At 64.3% G+C, this 16,344-nt stretch carries 15 protein-coding genes; 7 read left to right on the top strand and 8 right to left on the bottom strand.

Features of this window, described 5'->3' with window-relative positions:
• The first annotated feature begins 56 nt into the window (after positions 1 to 56).
• The 6 genes from ACFWYE_RS13835 to ACFWYE_RS13860 all read left to right on the top strand — a co-directional run bounded on the left by ACFWYE_RS13835 (position 57) and on the right by ACFWYE_RS13860 (position 6,216).
• Positions 57 to 1,406 (top strand): hypothetical protein, encoded by a 1,350-nt coding sequence (locus ACFWYE_RS13835; protein WP_379112072.1) that lies wholly within the window; start codon positions 57 to 59, stop codon positions 1,404 to 1,406.
• Between the two features lie 220 nt (positions 1,407 to 1,626).
• Complete coding sequence (locus tag ACFWYE_RS13840; protein ID WP_379112074.1) at positions 1,627 to 2,925, top strand: ABC transporter substrate-binding protein; 1,299 nt, start codon at positions 1,627 to 1,629, stop codon at positions 2,923 to 2,925.
• Between the two features lie 28 nt (positions 2,926 to 2,953).
• Positions 2,954 to 3,835: a branched-chain amino acid ABC transporter permease gene (locus tag ACFWYE_RS13845; protein ID WP_379064515.1), complete on the top strand. Its 882-nt coding sequence runs from the start codon at positions 2,954 to 2,956 to the stop codon at positions 3,833 to 3,835.
• The gene (locus ACFWYE_RS13850; RefSeq protein WP_379064513.1) at positions 3,832 to 4,788 is read left to right on the top strand and encodes a branched-chain amino acid ABC transporter permease; all 957 of its coding nucleotides are present in this window, start codon (positions 3,832 to 3,834) and stop codon (positions 4,786 to 4,788) included. The genes ACFWYE_RS13845 and ACFWYE_RS13850 overlap by 4 nt, the downstream gene beginning before the upstream one ends.
• Positions 4,785 to 5,516 carry an ABC transporter ATP-binding protein gene (locus tag ACFWYE_RS13855; RefSeq protein WP_379064511.1) on the top strand — a complete coding sequence of 244 codons (732 nt, stop codon included), beginning with the start codon at positions 4,785 to 4,787 and terminating at the stop codon, positions 5,514 to 5,516. The genes ACFWYE_RS13850 and ACFWYE_RS13855 overlap by 4 nt, the downstream gene beginning before the upstream one ends.
• Complete coding sequence (locus ACFWYE_RS13860; RefSeq protein WP_379064509.1) at positions 5,509 to 6,216, top strand: ABC transporter ATP-binding protein; 708 nt, start codon at positions 5,509 to 5,511, stop codon at positions 6,214 to 6,216. Before ACFWYE_RS13855 ends, ACFWYE_RS13860 begins: the two co-directional genes overlap by 8 nt.
• A gap of 48 nt (positions 6,217 to 6,264) precedes the next feature.
• On the opposite strand, the gene ACFWYE_RS13865 is transcribed toward ACFWYE_RS13860, so the two are convergent.
• Positions 6,265 to 6,444: a hypothetical protein gene (locus tag ACFWYE_RS13865; RefSeq protein ID WP_379064507.1), complete on the bottom strand. Its 180-nt coding sequence runs from the start codon at positions 6,442 to 6,444 to the stop codon at positions 6,265 to 6,267.
• 110 nt (positions 6,445 to 6,554) lie between these two features.
• On the opposite strand from ACFWYE_RS13865, the gene ACFWYE_RS13870 reads away from it, so the two are divergent.
• The gene (locus ACFWYE_RS13870) at positions 6,555 to 7,526 is read left to right on the top strand and encodes a LysR substrate-binding domain-containing protein (protein ID WP_379064505.1); all 972 of its coding nucleotides are present in this window, start codon (positions 6,555 to 6,557) and stop codon (positions 7,524 to 7,526) included.
• Between the two features lie 88 nt (positions 7,527 to 7,614).
• Here ACFWYE_RS13870 and ACFWYE_RS13875 read toward each other — a convergent pair whose 3' ends face one another.
• From ACFWYE_RS13875 to kdpF, 7 genes are all read right to left on the bottom strand, one after another.
• Entirely contained in the window at positions 7,615 to 8,409 is a 795-nt protein-coding gene (locus tag ACFWYE_RS13875; RefSeq protein WP_379064503.1) for a hypothetical protein, read from the bottom strand.
• A 99-nt stretch (positions 8,410 to 8,508) separates the two neighbouring features.
• Complete coding sequence (locus ACFWYE_RS13880; RefSeq protein WP_326890503.1) at positions 8,509 to 9,201, bottom strand: response regulator; 693 nt, start codon at positions 9,199 to 9,201, stop codon at positions 8,509 to 8,511.
• On the bottom strand, positions 9,198 to 11,894 hold the full coding sequence (locus ACFWYE_RS13885; protein WP_379112076.1) for a DUF4118 domain-containing protein: 2,697 nt from the start codon (positions 11,892 to 11,894) through the stop codon (positions 9,198 to 9,200). Before ACFWYE_RS13885 ends, ACFWYE_RS13880 begins: the two co-directional genes overlap by 4 nt.
• A gap of 9 nt (positions 11,895 to 11,903) precedes the next feature.
• Positions 11,904 to 12,473, bottom strand: a complete 570-nt coding sequence (kdpC, locus tag ACFWYE_RS13890) for a potassium-transporting ATPase subunit KdpC (protein WP_379112078.1) — start codon at positions 12,471 to 12,473, stop codon at positions 11,904 to 11,906.
• 2 nt (positions 12,474 to 12,475) lie between these two features.
• Positions 12,476 to 14,515 carry a potassium-transporting ATPase subunit KdpB gene (gene kdpB, locus ACFWYE_RS13895; protein ID WP_379112080.1) on the bottom strand — a complete coding sequence of 680 codons (2,040 nt, stop codon included), beginning with the start codon at positions 14,513 to 14,515 and terminating at the stop codon, positions 12,476 to 12,478.
• 11 nt (positions 14,516 to 14,526) lie between these two features.
• On the bottom strand, positions 14,527 to 16,236 hold the full coding sequence (gene kdpA, locus ACFWYE_RS13900) for a potassium-transporting ATPase subunit KdpA (protein ID WP_379064499.1): 1,710 nt from the start codon (positions 16,234 to 16,236) through the stop codon (positions 14,527 to 14,529).
• An 18-nt stretch (positions 16,237 to 16,254) separates the two neighbouring features.
• Positions 16,255 to 16,338 carry a K(+)-transporting ATPase subunit F gene (gene kdpF / locus ACFWYE_RS13905; protein ID WP_379073212.1) on the bottom strand — a complete coding sequence of 28 codons (84 nt, stop codon included), beginning with the start codon at positions 16,336 to 16,338 and terminating at the stop codon, positions 16,255 to 16,257.
• Positions 16,339 to 16,344: the final 6 nt, after the last annotated feature.

Here is a 16,344-nt window from a genome sequence, read left to right on the forward strand (position 1 = left end):
GTCAGAGGCAAAATCAGTGGGCGGCGCTCATTGCATGCGCGACCCCGCTTCTTCCCGTGCAGGCATTGGCGCACGCCTCCGATCGCGGCCACGTCCTGCTGTTGCCAACCAACTATTATCTCGCCGGCGGGGCCTTCGCGGTGGCGGCATCCTTCCTGGTGCTGAGCCTGGTATCGCCGCAAGCGTTGGGCCGCCTCTGGCGCAGGCGCTTCTTTCTTTTCCGGTTCCCGGACGCTGCCCGCGTCGTGGTCAGCCTGCTTTCCTTCGCCGTTTTTGTTGCCCTGATCGCAGCAGGGTTATGGGGCAGCCGCGATCCTCTTTCCAATCCCTTGCCGTTGACGATCTGGACGCTGTTGTGGACCGGCATGACCTTGGCGCAAGGCATGTTCGGCAATCTCTGGTCCTGGCTGAACCCATGGTATGGACCCTGGCAGCTTGTTGCCTGGTTGACCGGCGCCGACCAGGGACCAAAACACATGCCGCCGTGGCTCGGTTATTGGCCGGCTTTCCTGTTTTTCCTCGGCTTTGCCTGGTTCGAACTGATCTATCCCGCACCGGACGACCCTTCGAAACTTGCGATCGCGGCCGGCGGCTACTGGTTGCTCAGTTTCATGTTGATGCTGGTGTTCGGCTATGAAGGCTGGTGCCGCCGCGGCGAATTCCTGAGCGTCTTCTTTTCCATGCTGGCGCGGTTCTCGCCGCTCGATCGCGATGCCGCCGGCAGGTTGTCGCTCTGCTGGCCGGGCGCCAAACTGCTCGACGCGCCGCCGCTGCCGTTGAGCGCTGCCGCATTCCTTTTGCTCGCCCTGTCGTCGGTCTCTTTCGATGGGCTGATGCGGACCTTCTTCTGGCTCGGTCTGAACGGCATGAACCCGCTCGAACTGCCTGGCCGGACCGCAATGATCGGCACGGGCAGCACGGGTCTCGTCGCGACGTTCCTGTTGCTGGCGCTGTTGTTCGGCGTGTCCATCCTGGCCGGGCGCTGGATCGCGGGCAGCAGCCTGCCTTTCAGGCAGCTTTCCGGGCTGCTGGTCTGGTCGATCGTGCCGATCGCGCTAGCCTACCACATCGCCCACTACCTCACCGACGTGCTGGTCAACGGCCAGTATGCGCTGGTTGCCCTGTCCGACCCCTTCGCCCTGGGATGGGATCTTTTCGGTACGGCGCATCTGCCGGTCACCGCGGGCATCGTCGCCGGTGCGGACGCGGCCTGGTGGCTGTGGAACATGCAGGCGGCCCTGATCGTCGGCGGGCACATCCTGGCCGTGCTCGTCGCCCATGCCGCGGCCTCACGATTGGCGCCTGCAACGTCGCAGGCGACATTGCTGCAGGTTCCGCTGACCGTGCTGATGGTTGCCTACACGCTTTTCGGTCTCTGGCTGCTCGCTACGCCCACCGCCGGCTGATGCCAACGGTCATTTTAGGTGACCGTTGGAGCGCGCGACCGCGCGCCGCGCCCGTTGGCGCGTAAGCCAAGCGGCTTGGATAGGCCGCGCCGGCGCTTGAGGCTATGATCCCTCTTGCCGCCAATGCTCGCTTGCCTTGGCAGGGGTTTGATGCTTGGTTTGCCTCGCGATTTTCGCGGCCGCTGCCGGCCGCGGGTCAAATGCCATGAGGGGGAATTCGATGACTGGCCGCTTCTTCGACCTGACCAAAGGCAAGGCATCGCGCCGCACGGTCCTGAAAGGGCTGGCAGCCGGTGCCGGACTGGCCGCAGCGCCCGGTTTCGTTCGTTACGCGCAGGCACAGAGCTCTGCCCCGATCAGGATCGGCTTCCAGGCGCATCGCACCGGCATCGGTGCCGCCTATGGCCGCTGGTATGAAAAAACAACGGCTGCCGCCGTGAAGGCGATCAACGCAGCCGGCGGCATCAACGGCCGCCCGATCGAAGTGGTCATCGAGGACGACGGCACTGACGCCGCGCGCGGCGCCGAGGTGGTGGCCAAGCTCGCCAACCAGCACAAGGTCGACATCGTCTACGGCACCTTGTTCTCCAACGTCGTGGTCGGCTCGGCGCCGGCCGCCGGCGAACTGAAAATCCCGTATTACGTCGTGTCGGAAGGCTATCACGTCGCCTCCGGGAAACTGAACCGCTACGTGTTCCAGCCTGGCATCACCGACGTGCGCGCGCAGGTGACTTCGGTGGCGCCATGGATCGCTGCCAATGCCGGCAAGAAGATCACCATGATCTTCCCCGATTATGCTTTTGGCTACGATCATCGCGACTACCTGCCGCCGGCGCTGCAGAAGGCTGGCGCGGAAGTCGTTGCAAAGATCGCCATCCCGCCGACGGAATCTTCCTTCACCAAATACTTCCCGCAGATCCCATCGGATACCGACGCCATCTACCATGTCATGGTCGGGCCGGCGGTGCTGACCTTCGTCAAGGAACTTGGCGACTTCTACGGGTCGACCGGGCCGAAGCTGTTCGGCTTCATCGACTCGCTGGAGGCGGTCGACATCAACAGTCCCGGCCTCGAATATCTCGACGGCAGCCATTTCTGGGAAGGCTCGCCGCGCTATGCGCAGGCCGATGATTCAGACGCGCAGAAGGCCTATCGCGCCGCCGTCGGCATCGACGACAATGGTGCGGCCGTCGCCGACGCCAAGGACGTTTCCACCGCCGCCCACATGTTCGGCTGCTGGGAAACGCTCTACGTCATCAAGAAGGCGATGGAGGATGCCGGCTACAAGGGAGTGGAAGACCGCGCCAAGCTGGTCGAGGCGACCGAGGCGCTGACCGAATTCGCCGAAGGGCCGGAACATCCGCAGGGCAAGAAGCTGTTCAACGGCAAGATCCACCAGTGTTTCGGCCACCAGAACATCTCAAAGCTGGAGGGCGGCAAGCTCAAGGTTGTGCACAAGACCGCGATCGAGGACGGCATGTACGAGCCGGAGGCCGACTACACCAAGCAGTCCCTGTGATTATCCTGCCGTCGAAGGCCGGGACCTGATGGCTTTCGGACCGCATCTTCTGCTGGCTACCCTCGAAGGGCTGGTTACTGCGGCGGTGCTGGCGCTGACCGCGCTCGGCCTGTCGCTGGTGTTCGGCGTGATGCGCATCGTCAATGTCGCGCATGGCGAATTCTTCATGCTGGGCGCGGTGCTTGCCTGGGCGGTGGCGACGGCGCTTGGCGCCCATCCGGCCATCGGCTTCGTAGCGGCGCTGATCGTGGCGCCGCTGGTGGTCGGTGCGATTGCCCTGCTTTCCGAGCGGCTGGTGTTGCGCCGGCTCAATTACGACCCGGAAGCCACGATCGTCGCCACCATCGGCCTGCTCTACATCATCCAGCAACTGGCGCTGAGCTTCTATGGCCCCGAAGCGAGGCCGGTGACCCCGCCCTTCAGCTATCGCGTGCTGCTGCCCTGGTTCGGCTATTCCGGCTACAAGCTTTCGATCATCGCTGCCTCCGGCCTGCTGCTCGTCGTCACATGGCTGGTGCTGACGCGTACCAGGATCGGCCTCGTCATGCGCGCCACGCAGTATGACCGCGAGATGGCGCAGGCCTTCGCCATTCCGGTCGAGCGCGTCTATGCTGGCGTCTTCGCGCTGGGAGCCATGCTGGCGGCATTCGCCGCGGTGCTGATCGTGCCGATCAGCCAGGCGCACTACCTGATGGGGCAGGATCCGCTGCTGCTGTCGTTCATCGTCGTCATCATCGGCGGCCTCGGTTCGTTGCGCGGCACCGTGGTGGCAGCACTGCTGATCGGCTTGTCCGACGGCATCGTCTCGATGTTCTTCTCGCCGACGCTGGCCAAGCTGATCGCGACGCTGGTTGTTGCGATGGTGCTGGTGTTCCGCCCGCAGGGCCTGTTCGGAACGGCGGCCCGATGACGGCGACGGCAAGGATTTATGGACTGCACATGGCCGTGGTGGCCGTGTTGTTCGCGCTGAACTTCCTGCTGCCCGACTATCACCATGGCCTTTTCGCGCGCATCCTGGTGCTGGCTACCTTTGCCATGGGCTACAATCTGCTGTTCGGTTATGCCGGGCTGCTCAGCCTCGGCCATGCCATGTTCTTCGGCGCTGGGCTCTACGGCAGCGGATTGGCGATCACTTATCTCGGTTTCGGCGTTCTATCGGCTTTCCTTGCCGGACTTGCCTGCGGCGCCGTTCTGGCGCTGGTGGTGGGGGTCCTCGCGCTCCGCACCTCCGGCGTCGCCTTCATGATCGTCACCATGATGTTCGCGCAGGCCTTTGTGCTGACCATCGTCTATTTCAACCAGTGGACCGGCGGTGACCAGGGGCTGGTGTTGCAGCAGGCGAGCCGCATGCTGACGATCGGCAATGCGAGCCTCGATCTCACGGCGCCGGTCGTACGTTATCTTGCGGCGCTGCTGCTGTTCGCGGTGGTGTTGTTCGCTACACTCGCCATTGTCCGCTCGCGTTTCGGCCGCGTGCTGGTGGCGATCCGGGAGAACGAGGAGCGCACGCGCATGCTGGGCTACGACACCTTCACCAACAAGCTGGCGGCGGTCGTGCTTTCCGGCATTTTCTGTGCTGCGGCTGGTGCCGCCTATGCTCTGCTGTTCGGTTATGTCGGCTCCAACTTCGCTTCGGTTCAGTATTCCATCCTGCCGCTGCTGTGGGTGCTGGCTGGAGGGGCTGCCACCACGCTCGGCCCGCTGGTCGGCACATTGTTCATCTATTACGTGACCGATATCGCCAGCAGCTACACCTCGGCCTGGCTGCTGATCGTCGGCGCGGCACTCGTGCTCCTGGTGCTGTTCGCGCCGAAAGGCATCCTTGGTTTCGTCCGTCGCCGCTGGATCGGGTGGCTGCCATGACCCGGCCCTTGCTGACCACCAGCGGTCTGTCGCGCGATTTCGGCGGGCTTCGCGCCGTGGACAAGGCCGATTTCAGCCTGATGCCGGGAGAGATCCGCGCCATCATCGGCCCGAACGGTGCCGGCAAGACCACCTTCGTCAGCCTGATCTGCGGCCGCGTCCTGCCGTCGTCGGGCACGATCGATTTCGCCGGAACCGAAATCTCCGCCTTGCCGGCGTATCGCCGTGTGCGGCTGGGCATCGCCTACACATTCCAGGTCACCAGCGTCTTCGCCAACCTTTCCGCCTACGACAATGTCGCGCTGTCGGTGCAGCGCACCTTGACCGACGGCCGCTCCAAGGGGGCGGTGCGTACAGGGACCATGAAGGCGCTGCAGCAGGTCGGCCTGGCCGATCGCGCGGGAACGCCGGCGGGGCAGCTCGCCTATGGCCATCAGCGTCTTCTGGAAGTGGCCATGGGCCTGGCGTTGCAGCCGCGCCTGCTGATCCTCGACGAACCGACGCAGGGGCTCTCCGATGGCGAGATCGAGGGTTTCGTCAGCCTGATCCGCGAGATTGCGCGTGATGCCACCGTGCTGATCATCGAGCATAACATGCCGGTGGTGATGCAGCTTGCCCATCGCATCACCGTCTTCGACGCCGGTCGCATCATCGCCGAGGGCGATCCGGCGGCAATCCGCGCCAACACGCAAGTGCAGGAAGCTTACCTCGGAGCAGCGCATGGCTGAACTGCTCACCATTGAAGGGCTCGATTGTTTTTATGGCGAGGTGCAGGTCCTGCATGGGCTGGACCTCGCACTGAACAAGGGCGAGGTGTTGTGCCTGCTCGGGCGCAACGGTGCCGGCAAGACGACGACGCTGAAGGCGATCATGGGGCTGGTGCCGGCGGCAGCCGGCTCAATCAGCCTCGAAGGCCGCGAATTGACGGCGCTGGCGGCGCACGAGGTGCCGAAGGCCGGCGTTGCCTATGTGCCGCAGGGCCGCCGGCTGTTCGCCGAGATGACGGTCGCCGAAAACATCGAGATCGGCCTGATGGCGCGCGACAAGGGCCTGGCCACGCGCGAAGCCGTGCTGGACCTGTTTCCGCGCCTGCGCGAACGGCTGAGGCAGCGGTCCGGCACGCTCTCTGGCGGCGAACAGCAGATGCTCGCCATGGCGCGTGCTCTTTGCCTGGAGCCGCAGGTCCTGCTGCTGGATGAGCCGACCGAGGGGCTGATGCCGTCGATGATCGAGAAGATCCGCGAGACGGTCGCTGGGCTGCGCGGCCTTGGCGTGTCGACCATCCTGGTCGAGCAGCGGGTGGAAGCGGTGCTCGCCGTCGCCGATCGCGTCGCCTTCATCGAGAACGGTCGCAACCGCGAGACCATGACCGCCGAGGCGCTGCGCGCCGACCCTGCGGCGGTCAAACGTTATGTCGGTGTGGGGTAGGCCGTCCTCCGGGAAGTAACCCGCAGGATCACAACTCAAGATCACCGGTCAGCTTTGCCAACGGCCGCAAGGGTCGTTGCCGTCGAGCAGGCCAAGGTCGCGGCGCAGGTGCGGCGACAATTCCCTGACGTCGAGATGCGCCTTCTTGCGACGGCCGAACCCGTCAGTCAGCCAGGACAGCCAGTGGTGACCGGAAACCGAAAACAACAAGTGCTGTGTCGTTGTCATGGCGGAACGCCTCCGTTATGCCTAAATGCATCTGATCCGTAGGGTTCAATGTCGTGTCGCTACGCCTTTGTTTCCAATCGAATGTCGATCATGACCTATAAAGACAGCTTATGAGCTTTCAGCTCCCGCCCCTCGCTGCCACACGCGTCTTCGAAGCGGTTGCGCGGCATCTGTCCTTCACCAAGGCTGCGCGCGAGCTGGGCATGACGCAGGCCGCCGTCAGCTATCAGATCAAGCTTCTGGAGGAGCGCGTCGGCGCGCAGCTTTTCCTGCGCCACCCACGCCATATCGAATTGTCCGACGTCGGGCAGCGGCTGGCGCCGGCGATCACCGATGCCTTTGCCATCATCGGCGAGGCCTATTCGGCCGCTCGCTCCGGCGCCGAAGGCGTCCTGTGCGTCAGCACGATCCTGACCTTCGCCTCCAACTGGCTGGCGCAGCGGCTCGGCGCCTTCCAGATGACCTATCCCTCGCTCGCCGTGCGCCTCGACACGTCGACCCGATTGATCGATTTCGCACGTGAGGATGTCGACATCGCCATCCGTTCCGGCAGCGGCAAATGGCCCGGCGTCGAGACGCACAAGCTGTTCTCGGCAGACTTCACGCCGATGCTGAGCCCGGCGCTCGCCGCGAGCATTGGCGGTGTGAAGGAACCCGCCGATCTGCTGCGCTTGCCGATCATGGATCCCGGCGACATCTGGTGGAAGGAGTGGTTCAAGCTGGCTGGTGTCGACTCCGGTGAGCTTGCATCACGAACGGCCTCCAGCATGGGCGCGCAGATGTATGAGGCGAGCGCCGCGATCGCCGGCCACGGTGTCGCCATCCTGACCCGCGAGCTGTTCCAGGCGGAGCTCGCCGATGGCCGCCTGATCCAGCCCTTCGATCTCGTCGGTGACGATGGCCATTCCTACTGGCTGGTCTATCCGACGTCGCGCCGAAACGTGCCCAAAATCAAGGCTTTTCGCGAATGGCTGTTGGTCGAGGTCGAGCGGTCGCTTAAGGCAAATGCCGAAGCTCGCAGCCCTGCCGTGATCGTTGGAACTTCGGGTCGATCTCAGTTCTCGTCGCCGAAGAAACGATAACCGAGCTCAGGTTCTGCCAGGATGATCGCGGCGTGGACGGTCTGCGTTCGATCTTGCCACGCAACTGGTGCCTCAAACTCGACACGGATCATTGTATCAGTCCGAATTCTCTTCTTCGATCGTACAGAAAAAGCCCCTCTTCATCCCAACCTGCCGACCATCCCCCATTCCACAGCAGATACGCAGCGGTGGTGGGGTCGTCTCCTATGGTTGAATGGCTGCAGAGAGGCCATTTTACCCAGTCGGAAACATCATAGCTGGAGGCGAGGCGGTAGAGTGGTTCCGACAGGAAATAGTAAGCGGCACTGCCGGCTTGACCATGCTCCTTGGCAGCCATCTCACCAAGTGCAGCGCGCAAATGCACGAAGGGCGAATCCGCGCGTGCAAAGGCGTCCTGCGGAGAGATGCTCGGGTTCTCCATCACACGTACATGGCCGAAGGGGTCTGCTGCCTCCGCCCCAAGCTCTCTGGTCAGATCGACGCCTTTGCGCAACACCATGGTGGCGTAGTCAGCATCGATCGGCTTTCGCCGCGTTGACAGATGTTCTTCCACGCGCGCCAGCATCCGATCGCCGCGTGGCAGAATCGAGAAAGCACGCCTGCGCGCCTGACGAGCACTTTTCCAATCAGTGAACCAGAAACCGAACTGCAGTCGAAAATCGCTATCCATGTCCGGCAGCGGATCTGGCACGCCCTTGTCGCCGGGTTTCTCATCTGGATGATCGTTGTAGCCGTCGAGGATCTGGTGCCAGCGACGTTGCCATTCCTTTGGGTCCTGCGGCACCGGCGTTTCCGAACCCGACGGCAGATTTTTGCGCTTGAGAAAATTGAACACACTGCCTCCGCTTGTCGAAGGGATGATCGGCGGATCCCGATCGACCATAAAGCATTCTTGCAGCCAAGTGGAATCACTTGGCGTTACAAAAATGCGGCGAAAACAAAAGCTTAGAGCATTTCCGTGAAAAACGGAAAGGCTCTAGCCTCACGTCTCGTCGCCGACAAAGCGATAACCGACCCCCGGCTCCGTCCGGATGATCGCCGGCGCGGACGGATCGCGTTCGATCTTGCCGCGCACCTGGCCGACGAAGACGCGCAGGTAGTGCAGGTCGTCTGCATGGGCCGGCCCCCAGACCGAGGTCAGCAGCGCCCTGTGCGTGACCACGCGTCCGGCATGGCGCGCCAGCATCAGCACGAGGTCGTATTCCTTCGGCGTGAGATGGATCGGCGCGCCGCTGCGGGTGATCAGCCGGCGCACGGTGTCGATATGCAGCCCGTCGACCGAAATCTCGGTGACGCCGCCATCCTCGCGGGTGCGGTGGCGCAGCGCCGTGCGGATACGGGCGGTCAGTTCGCCGATGCCGAATGGTTTTTCGATATAGTCGTCGGCGCCGAGGTCGAGAGCGGCGATCTTCTCGCTCTCGCGGTCGCGCGCCGAGAGGATGATGATCGGCAGTTCGGACCAGCCGCGCACATTCTTCACCACCTCCTTGCCGTCCATGTCGGGCAAGCCGAGATCGAGGATGATCAGATCCGGCGCCGCCGTGGCGATAGCCTTCAGCGCCTGGGCGCCGGTTCCGGCCTCTATCACCTCATAGCCTGCGGCGGTGAGCGCCGGGCGCAGGAAACGCTGGATCTGCGGTTCGTCGTCGACGACCAGGACACGAAAGCCGCTCACGACATCGTCTCCGCCTCGACAGGCATGTCTTCGACCGGGAAGCGCAGGATCATGCGTGTGCCTTTTCGTTTCTGGGCCGGGCTTTCGGCCTTGATGGTGCCGCCCATCGCTTCGACGAAACCGCGTGCGATCGGCAGGCCGAGCCCTGTACCCGGTGCGCGTCCGTCGGGCTTGCCGCGCCGGAAGAATTTCTCGAACACCTGTTCGAGATCCTTTTCGGGAATGCCCTTGCCCATGTCGACAACCGATAGAACCAGCTCGTTCTGGTCGCGCCGCGCATAGATGCGGATCGGCTCGGCGCCGCCATATTTGTCGGCATTGTCGACAAGGTTGAACAGCACCTGTCCCAGAAGCACGCTGTCGCCGCGGATCAAGGGCAAATCAGGGGCGAGCTGCACTTCGACAACCCGTTCCGGGAACACCTTGCGGGAACGTTCCACCGTGGAGTTGATGACGTCTGGCACGTCGACCCAGTCGCGCTTGGCTTCGACCGAGCCGGATTCGATGCGTGTCATGTCGAGCAGGTTGGCAAGGAAGCGCGACAGCCGGGCACTCTCTTCGTCGATCGAAACGAGCAGGTCGTCACGGCTCTGCTTGTCCATCCTGTCGCCGAGTTCGCGCAGGCTGGTGATAGCGCCGGTGATGGTGGCGAGCGGCGTCTTGAGATCGTGCGATACCGAGGCAAGCAATGCCGAGCGGAAACGCTCACCCTCCAGCGCCGTGGCCTGGCGAAGGCTTTCCCTGGACAGACGCGCCCTGTCGATGGCCACGGCCGACTGGTCGAGGATGGCATTCAGCATCCTCTCTTCGGTTCCATCCAGCAGTTCGCCATCCTGCTGGATGCCGCAGACGCCGACGACGCCATGCGGACTCATCAGCGGGATGAAGCGGAAGGCGCTGTTGGGGAGCGTTCCGGTGCCGCTGCCGGCCTCCTCGCTTTTTTCATAGGTCCAGCGCGCGGCCGCCATGTCCGAGACGCCGAGCTCGGTGTCCGGCGGCCAGGACGCCTGCAGCCGCAATTCGCCCTGGTCCGGCAGCAGCAGCGCCACCGTGCGCGAGAGCGCTCCCTGCAACTGGGAAACGGTCGCCCACACCACGTCGTCCTGTTTCGCCGTGCCGGAAAGCTTGCGCGAATAGTCGTACAGTGTCTGCGTCGTGACGGAGCGCTCGCCGGATACCTTTGCCTGTTCGCGCAGCCGCGAGGTGAGGCCGCCGGTAAGCATGGCGGCGGCAAGGAAGACGAACAGCGCGAAGACTTCGTGCGGCTCGGCGATGGTCAGCGTGTAGAACGGCGGAATAAAGAAGAAATTATACGCGATCGCCGAGCCGAGCGCGGCAACGACCGCCGCCAGATAGCCGCTGCTGATCGCCGAGACCAGCACCGCCAGCAGATAGATGATCGAGATGTTCGGCAGCCGCACCCACTCGTCGATGGTCAGGCCGAAGCCGGTCGCAGCAGTAACCGTGGCGACGGCGGTGCCGACTTCCCGGGCCAGCCGAAGCGCCAGCGGCCGCTGTTTCACCGGGGTGGCCGGTGGCGGCATCGCATCGTCGCCGGTGACGACATAGACGCCGATGCCGGAGGCTTTCTCCATCAGGGCGTCGGGCAGCGAACGCCGGAACAGGCGCCAGGGGAAAGACTGCCTGCGTCCGCCGATGACGATCTGCGTGGCGTGTTCGCGCCTTGCCAGTCGCAGGATCTCCTCGACGAAATCGCTGCCCTTCACGCGCCGTGTCTCCGCGCCGAGCCGTTCGGCCAGGCGGAAGGTGTCGTCCAGCCGGCGCTCGCCCGTCTGGTCGGCGACGGCGCGGTCCACGGGTTCGATCGACGCGACGATCCAGTGCGCATTGAGACCGGAGGCGAGCCGGCTGGCGATGCGCACGACTTTTTCCGACAACGCATCCGGACCGATGCAGACCAGCAGCCGCTCGGCCGAAGGCCATGGGCCTTCGATGGCGTTCTGCTTGAGATAGTCGACCATCTGGTCGTCGACCCGGTCTGCCGTGCGCCGCAGCGCCAGGTCGCGCAGCGCGGTGAGGTTGCCGAGGCGAAAGAAGGAATCCGCCGCGCGCGCCGCATTGGCCGGCAGGTAGACCTTGCCTTCCTTCAGCCGCTCCAGCAGTTCCGCCGGCGGCAGGTCCACCAGCAGCACTTCGTCGGCCTTCTTCAGGACCGTGTCGGGGATCTGTTCGCGCACCGGCACGCCGGTGATCTGGGTGACGACGTCTGACAGGCTTTCCAGGTGCTGGATGTTGAGCGCCGTCCAGACATTGATGCCGGCGGCCAGCAGTTCGTCGATGTCCTGGTAGCGTTTGGGGTGGCGGCTCTCGGGCGCATTGCTATGCGCCAGTTCGTCGACCACGATGGTGTGGGGATGGCGCGCCAGTGCCGCGTCGAGGTCGAATTCCTCGATCGTGCGGCCGCGATAGGGGATGCTGTGCAGCGGCAGCACCTCCAGGCCTTCGAGCAGCGCGGCGGTCTCGCCGCGCCCATGCGTCTCGACGAGGCCGACGAGGATATCGCCGCCGTCTTCCTTCATGCGGCGCGCACGCGACAGCATGGCGAAGGTCTTGCCGACACCAGGCGCTGCGCCCAGGAACACGGTCAGCCGACCGCGTTCCTGGGCGCCTGCCAGTGCCAGCAGCGCGTCCGGGTCGGCGCGCTTTTCTCGATGACGGTCGCTATCGCCCATTCGGTAGATTTAGGACTTTAGCCGATCCAGCGCGAGATTTAGTTTCAGCACGTTGACGCGTGGTTCGCCGATCAGGCCGAGCAGCCGGCCCTCCTGCGTTTCGTCGACCAGCCTGGCCACATCCGCCTCCGGCAACCCGCGCGCCTTGGCGACGCGAGCGACCTGATCGCGGGCGAAATCCGGCGTGATGTGCGGGTCGAGGCCGGAGCCGGACGTGGTGGCGGCATCGGCCGGGACCGGCGACGCGATGCCGGCGCCATTCAGGCGCTGGATCTCGGCCGCAACGCGCTCCTTCAGCTTCTGCGAGGTCGTGCCGAGATTGGAGCCGCTGGAATTGCCGGCATCGTAGGGCGTGCTGCCGATCGCCGACGGACGCGGCCAGAAGTAGCGGTCGCTGGTGAAGTTCTGGCCGATCAGTTCGGAACCGATGACGGTTCCGTTCTGCCTGATCAGGCTGCCGTTTGCCTGTGCCGGCAGGATGATCTGGCCGACGCCGGTGATGGCGAGTGGATAGGCGATGCCGAGCAGGATCGTGAACAACACGATCATGACCAGGGCGGGGCGAAGGTTGCTTGTCATGATTACACCAGATGAAGAGCCGAGACGGCGATGTCGACCAGCTTGATGCCTGCGAAAGGCAGGAGCAGACCACCGACGCCGTAGACGAGAAGATTGCGGCGCAGCAGCGCCGCGGCACCGACCGGGCGGTAGGCGACACCCTTCAGCGCCAGCGGGATCAGCGCGATGATGATCAGCGCGTTGAAGATGACCGCCGACAGGATCGCCGATTCCGGCGAGGTCAGCCGCATGATGTTGAGATGGTCGAGCGCCGGATAGGTCGCCACGAACAGCGCCGGGATGATGGCGAAATATTTGGCGACGTCGTTGGCGATCGAAAAGGTGGTCAACGAGCCGCGTGTCATCAGAAGCTGCTTGCCGATCTCGACGATCTCGATGAGCTTGGTCGGGCTGGAATCGAGGTCGACCATGTTGGCGGCCTCGCGCGCGGCCTGGGTGCCGCTCTGCATCGCCACGCCGACATCGGCCTGGGCAAGCGCCGGCGCATCGTTGGTGCCGTCGCCGCACATGGCGATCAGGCGCCCGCCTTCCTGTTCCTTGCGGATATAGCCGAGCTTCTGCTCCGGCGTCGCTTCCGCCAGGAAGTCGTCGACCCCGGCCTCCGAGGCGATCGCCGCCGCGGTAACCGGATTGTCGCCGGTGACCATGACGGTGCGGATGCCCATGGCACGCAGCGCCGCGAAGCGCTCCTTGATGCCGGGCTTCACCACGTCCTTCAGGTGGATGACGCCGAGCAGTCTGCTGCCCTCGGCCACGGCCAGCGGCGTGCCACCGGTACGCGCCACAAGTTCCACTGCCTGACGGAAAGCGGCGGGTACGCGTGCTTCGTCGAGCGCGGTGAACTTCAGCACGGAATCGACCGCGCCCTTGCGCAGTCGACGCTCGCCGAGATCGACACCCGAAAGCCTGGTCTCGGCCGCGAACGGCACGATCGCATCGGGTTGCTTGACCGGCGCGGCAACGCCGAACTCACCGGTGGCGAGCGCAACGATCGAACGGCCTTCCGGCGTCTCGTCGCCCAGGCTCGCCAGCATGGCGGCTTCGGCCAGTTCCTCGGCGCCGATGCCCGGCACCGGCAGGAATTCGGTTGCCATGCGGTTGCCGAAGGTGATGGTGCCGGTCTTGTCGAGCAGCAGCGTGTCGACGTCGCCGGCGGCTTCCACGGCGCGACCGGAGGTGGCGATGACGTTGAAGCGCACCAGGCGATCCATGCCGGCGATGCCGATGGCCGAAAGCAGCCCGCCGATGGTGGTGGGGATCAGCGTTACCAGCAGCGCGGCCAGCACCGTGACCGACAGCACCGTACCCGAATAGCCGGCAAGACCCCACAGTGTCGCCACGGCGATCAGGAACACCAGCGTCAGGCCCGACAGCAGGATCGACAGCGCGATCTCGTTCGGCGTCTTCTGGCGCTCGGCGCCTTCGATGAGGGCGATCATGCGGTCGACGAAGGACGAGCCCGGCGCGGCGGTGATGCGCACCTTGATCCAGTCGGACAGCACCTGGGTGCCGCCGGTGACGGCCGAACGGTCGCCGCCGGATTCGCGGATGACCGGGGCGGATTCGCCGGTGATGGCGCTTTCGTTGACGGAGGCGATGCCTTCGACGATTTCACCGTCGCCCGGGATCAGCTCACCGGCCTCGACCAGCACCATGTCGCCGACCTTGAGATCGGTGGCCGGGATGCTGGCAACGTCCAGCCCGTCTTCCGACATGAGCTTGCGCGCGGTGAGCTGCGACTTGGTGCGGCGCAGGCTGTCGGCCTGCGCCTTGCCGCGGCCTTCTGCCACTGCCTCGGCGAAGTTGGCGAACAGCACTGTGAACCAGAGCCAGGCGGCGATCTGGCCGGAGAACAGCGGCTTGCCGCCGGCGATGACGAGATCGCGCAGGAACATCAGCGTCACCAGCGCGGCCACCACTTCGGTGACGAAGATGACGGGATTGCGCATCAGCTTCTGCGGCGCCAGCTTGGTGAAGGCCTGTCCGAGGGCCGGCCACAGGATGGCCGGCTCGAACAGCTTGTGTTGTACAGGGGTCGACATGAAAGTGTCCTTTAGAAGGTCTGGCCGGCCAGCATCGCGAAATGCTCGACGATGGGGCCGAGGGCGAGGGCCGGGAAGTATTGCAGGCCGCCCAGGATGAGGATGATGCCGACGAGCAGGCCGACGAACAGTGGCGTATGGGTCGGGAAGGTGCCGGCCGAAGCCGTCGTCTTGGTCTTGCCGACCAGCGAGCCGGCGATGGCCAGCACCGGCACGACGTAGCCGAAGCGGCCGAGCAGCATGGCGATGCCGAGCGTGGTGTTGTACCAGGGCGTGTTCGCCGAGAGGCCGCCGAAGGCCGAACCGTTGTTGGCCGTCGTCGAGGTATAGGCATAGAGGATTTCCGACAGGCCATGCGGGCCGCTCATGCTGATCGATGTGAGAGCGAAGGGCAGCATGGCCGACAGCGCGCTGAAGCCGAGGATCGACAGCGGCAGGATGAGCACCGCCAGCATGGCGTATTTCATCTCGCGGCTTTCGATCTTCTTGCCGAGGAACTCCGGCGTGCGGCCGACCATCAGGCCGGCGACGAAGACCGAGAGGATGGCGAAGACGATCATGCCGTAGAGGCCGGAGCCGACGCCGCCGGGCAGCACTTCGCCAAGCTGCATCAGGAACAGCGGGATGAGGCCGCCTAGGCCGGTCAGCGAACCGTGCATGGCGTTGACGCCACCATCGGAAATGCCGGTGGTGACGGCGGCATAGGCGGCGGTCATGGCCTGGCCGAAACGCACCTCCTTGCCTTCCATGTTGCCAAGCGTGTTGTCGAGCCCAAGCGCGGTCAGGATCGGATTTCCCTGCGTCTCGGCCCAGTAGATGATGCCGACGCCGGCGATCAGCAGGATCGCTGTGGCGGCGACGAAGGCCCAGCCCTGGCGGCGGTCACCGACCATCTGGCCGAAGGTATAGGCAAGCGCTGCCGTCACCATCAGCATGGACAGGATGTTGAGATAGTTCGACAGTGCGGTCGGGTTCTCGAACGGATGCGCGGCGTTGACGTTGAAGAAGCCGCCGCCATTGGTGCCGAGCTGCTTGATGGCTTCCTGGCTGGCCACCGGTCCGAGCGCGATGGTCTGGTTGGCACCCTCGAGCGTGGTCGCTGTGACCGAACCGTCAAGTGTCTGCGGCAGGCCCATCGCCACGAAGGCGATCGCGACGACGACAGCGAGCGGCAAGAGCACGTAGAGCGTGGAGCGGGTCATATCGACCCAGAAGTTGCCGACGGTCGTGCCGTTTGAACGGATGAAAGCGCGCGTCAGCGCCAGGGCCATCGCAATTCCGGTCGCCCCCGAAAGGAAGTTGTGCACGGTCAGGCCGGCCATCTGGCTGAAATGGCTCATCGTGGTTTCGCCGCCATAGGACTGCCAGTTCGTGTTGGTCACGAAGCTGACCGCGGTGTTGAAGGCGAGGTCGGGTGCAACACCGGCGAACCCTTGCGGGTTGTAAGGCAGGTAAGCCTGCAGGCGCAGGATCGCGTAGAGCAACACCAGGCCGGCGATCGAGAAGGCGATCATCGAGAAGGTGTAGGCCAGCCAGCCCTGTTCTTTCTTCGGGTCGACACCGGCCAGTGCGTAGAAACCGCGCTCGACGGGGCCAAGCACGGGCGACAGGAAGGTTCGTTCATTGGAAAAGACTTTTGCCATGAACAAGCCGAGCGGCTTGATCAGCAAAAATGTGAGGAGAAAAAGCAGGCCGATCTGCAGCCATCCGATCAAAGACATGGCGGAACTCTTTTGTTCTTAGAATTTTTCTGGCCGCAGCAGCGTCACCAACAGGTAGACGCCGAGAGCTACGGCAACGGCGAGGCCGAGTAAGGCTTCCATCAGGAT

It is taken from the genome of Mesorhizobium sp. NPDC059025 (assembly GCF_042739655.1).
Lineage (GTDB): Bacteria > Pseudomonadota > Alphaproteobacteria > Rhizobiales > Rhizobiaceae > Mesorhizobium.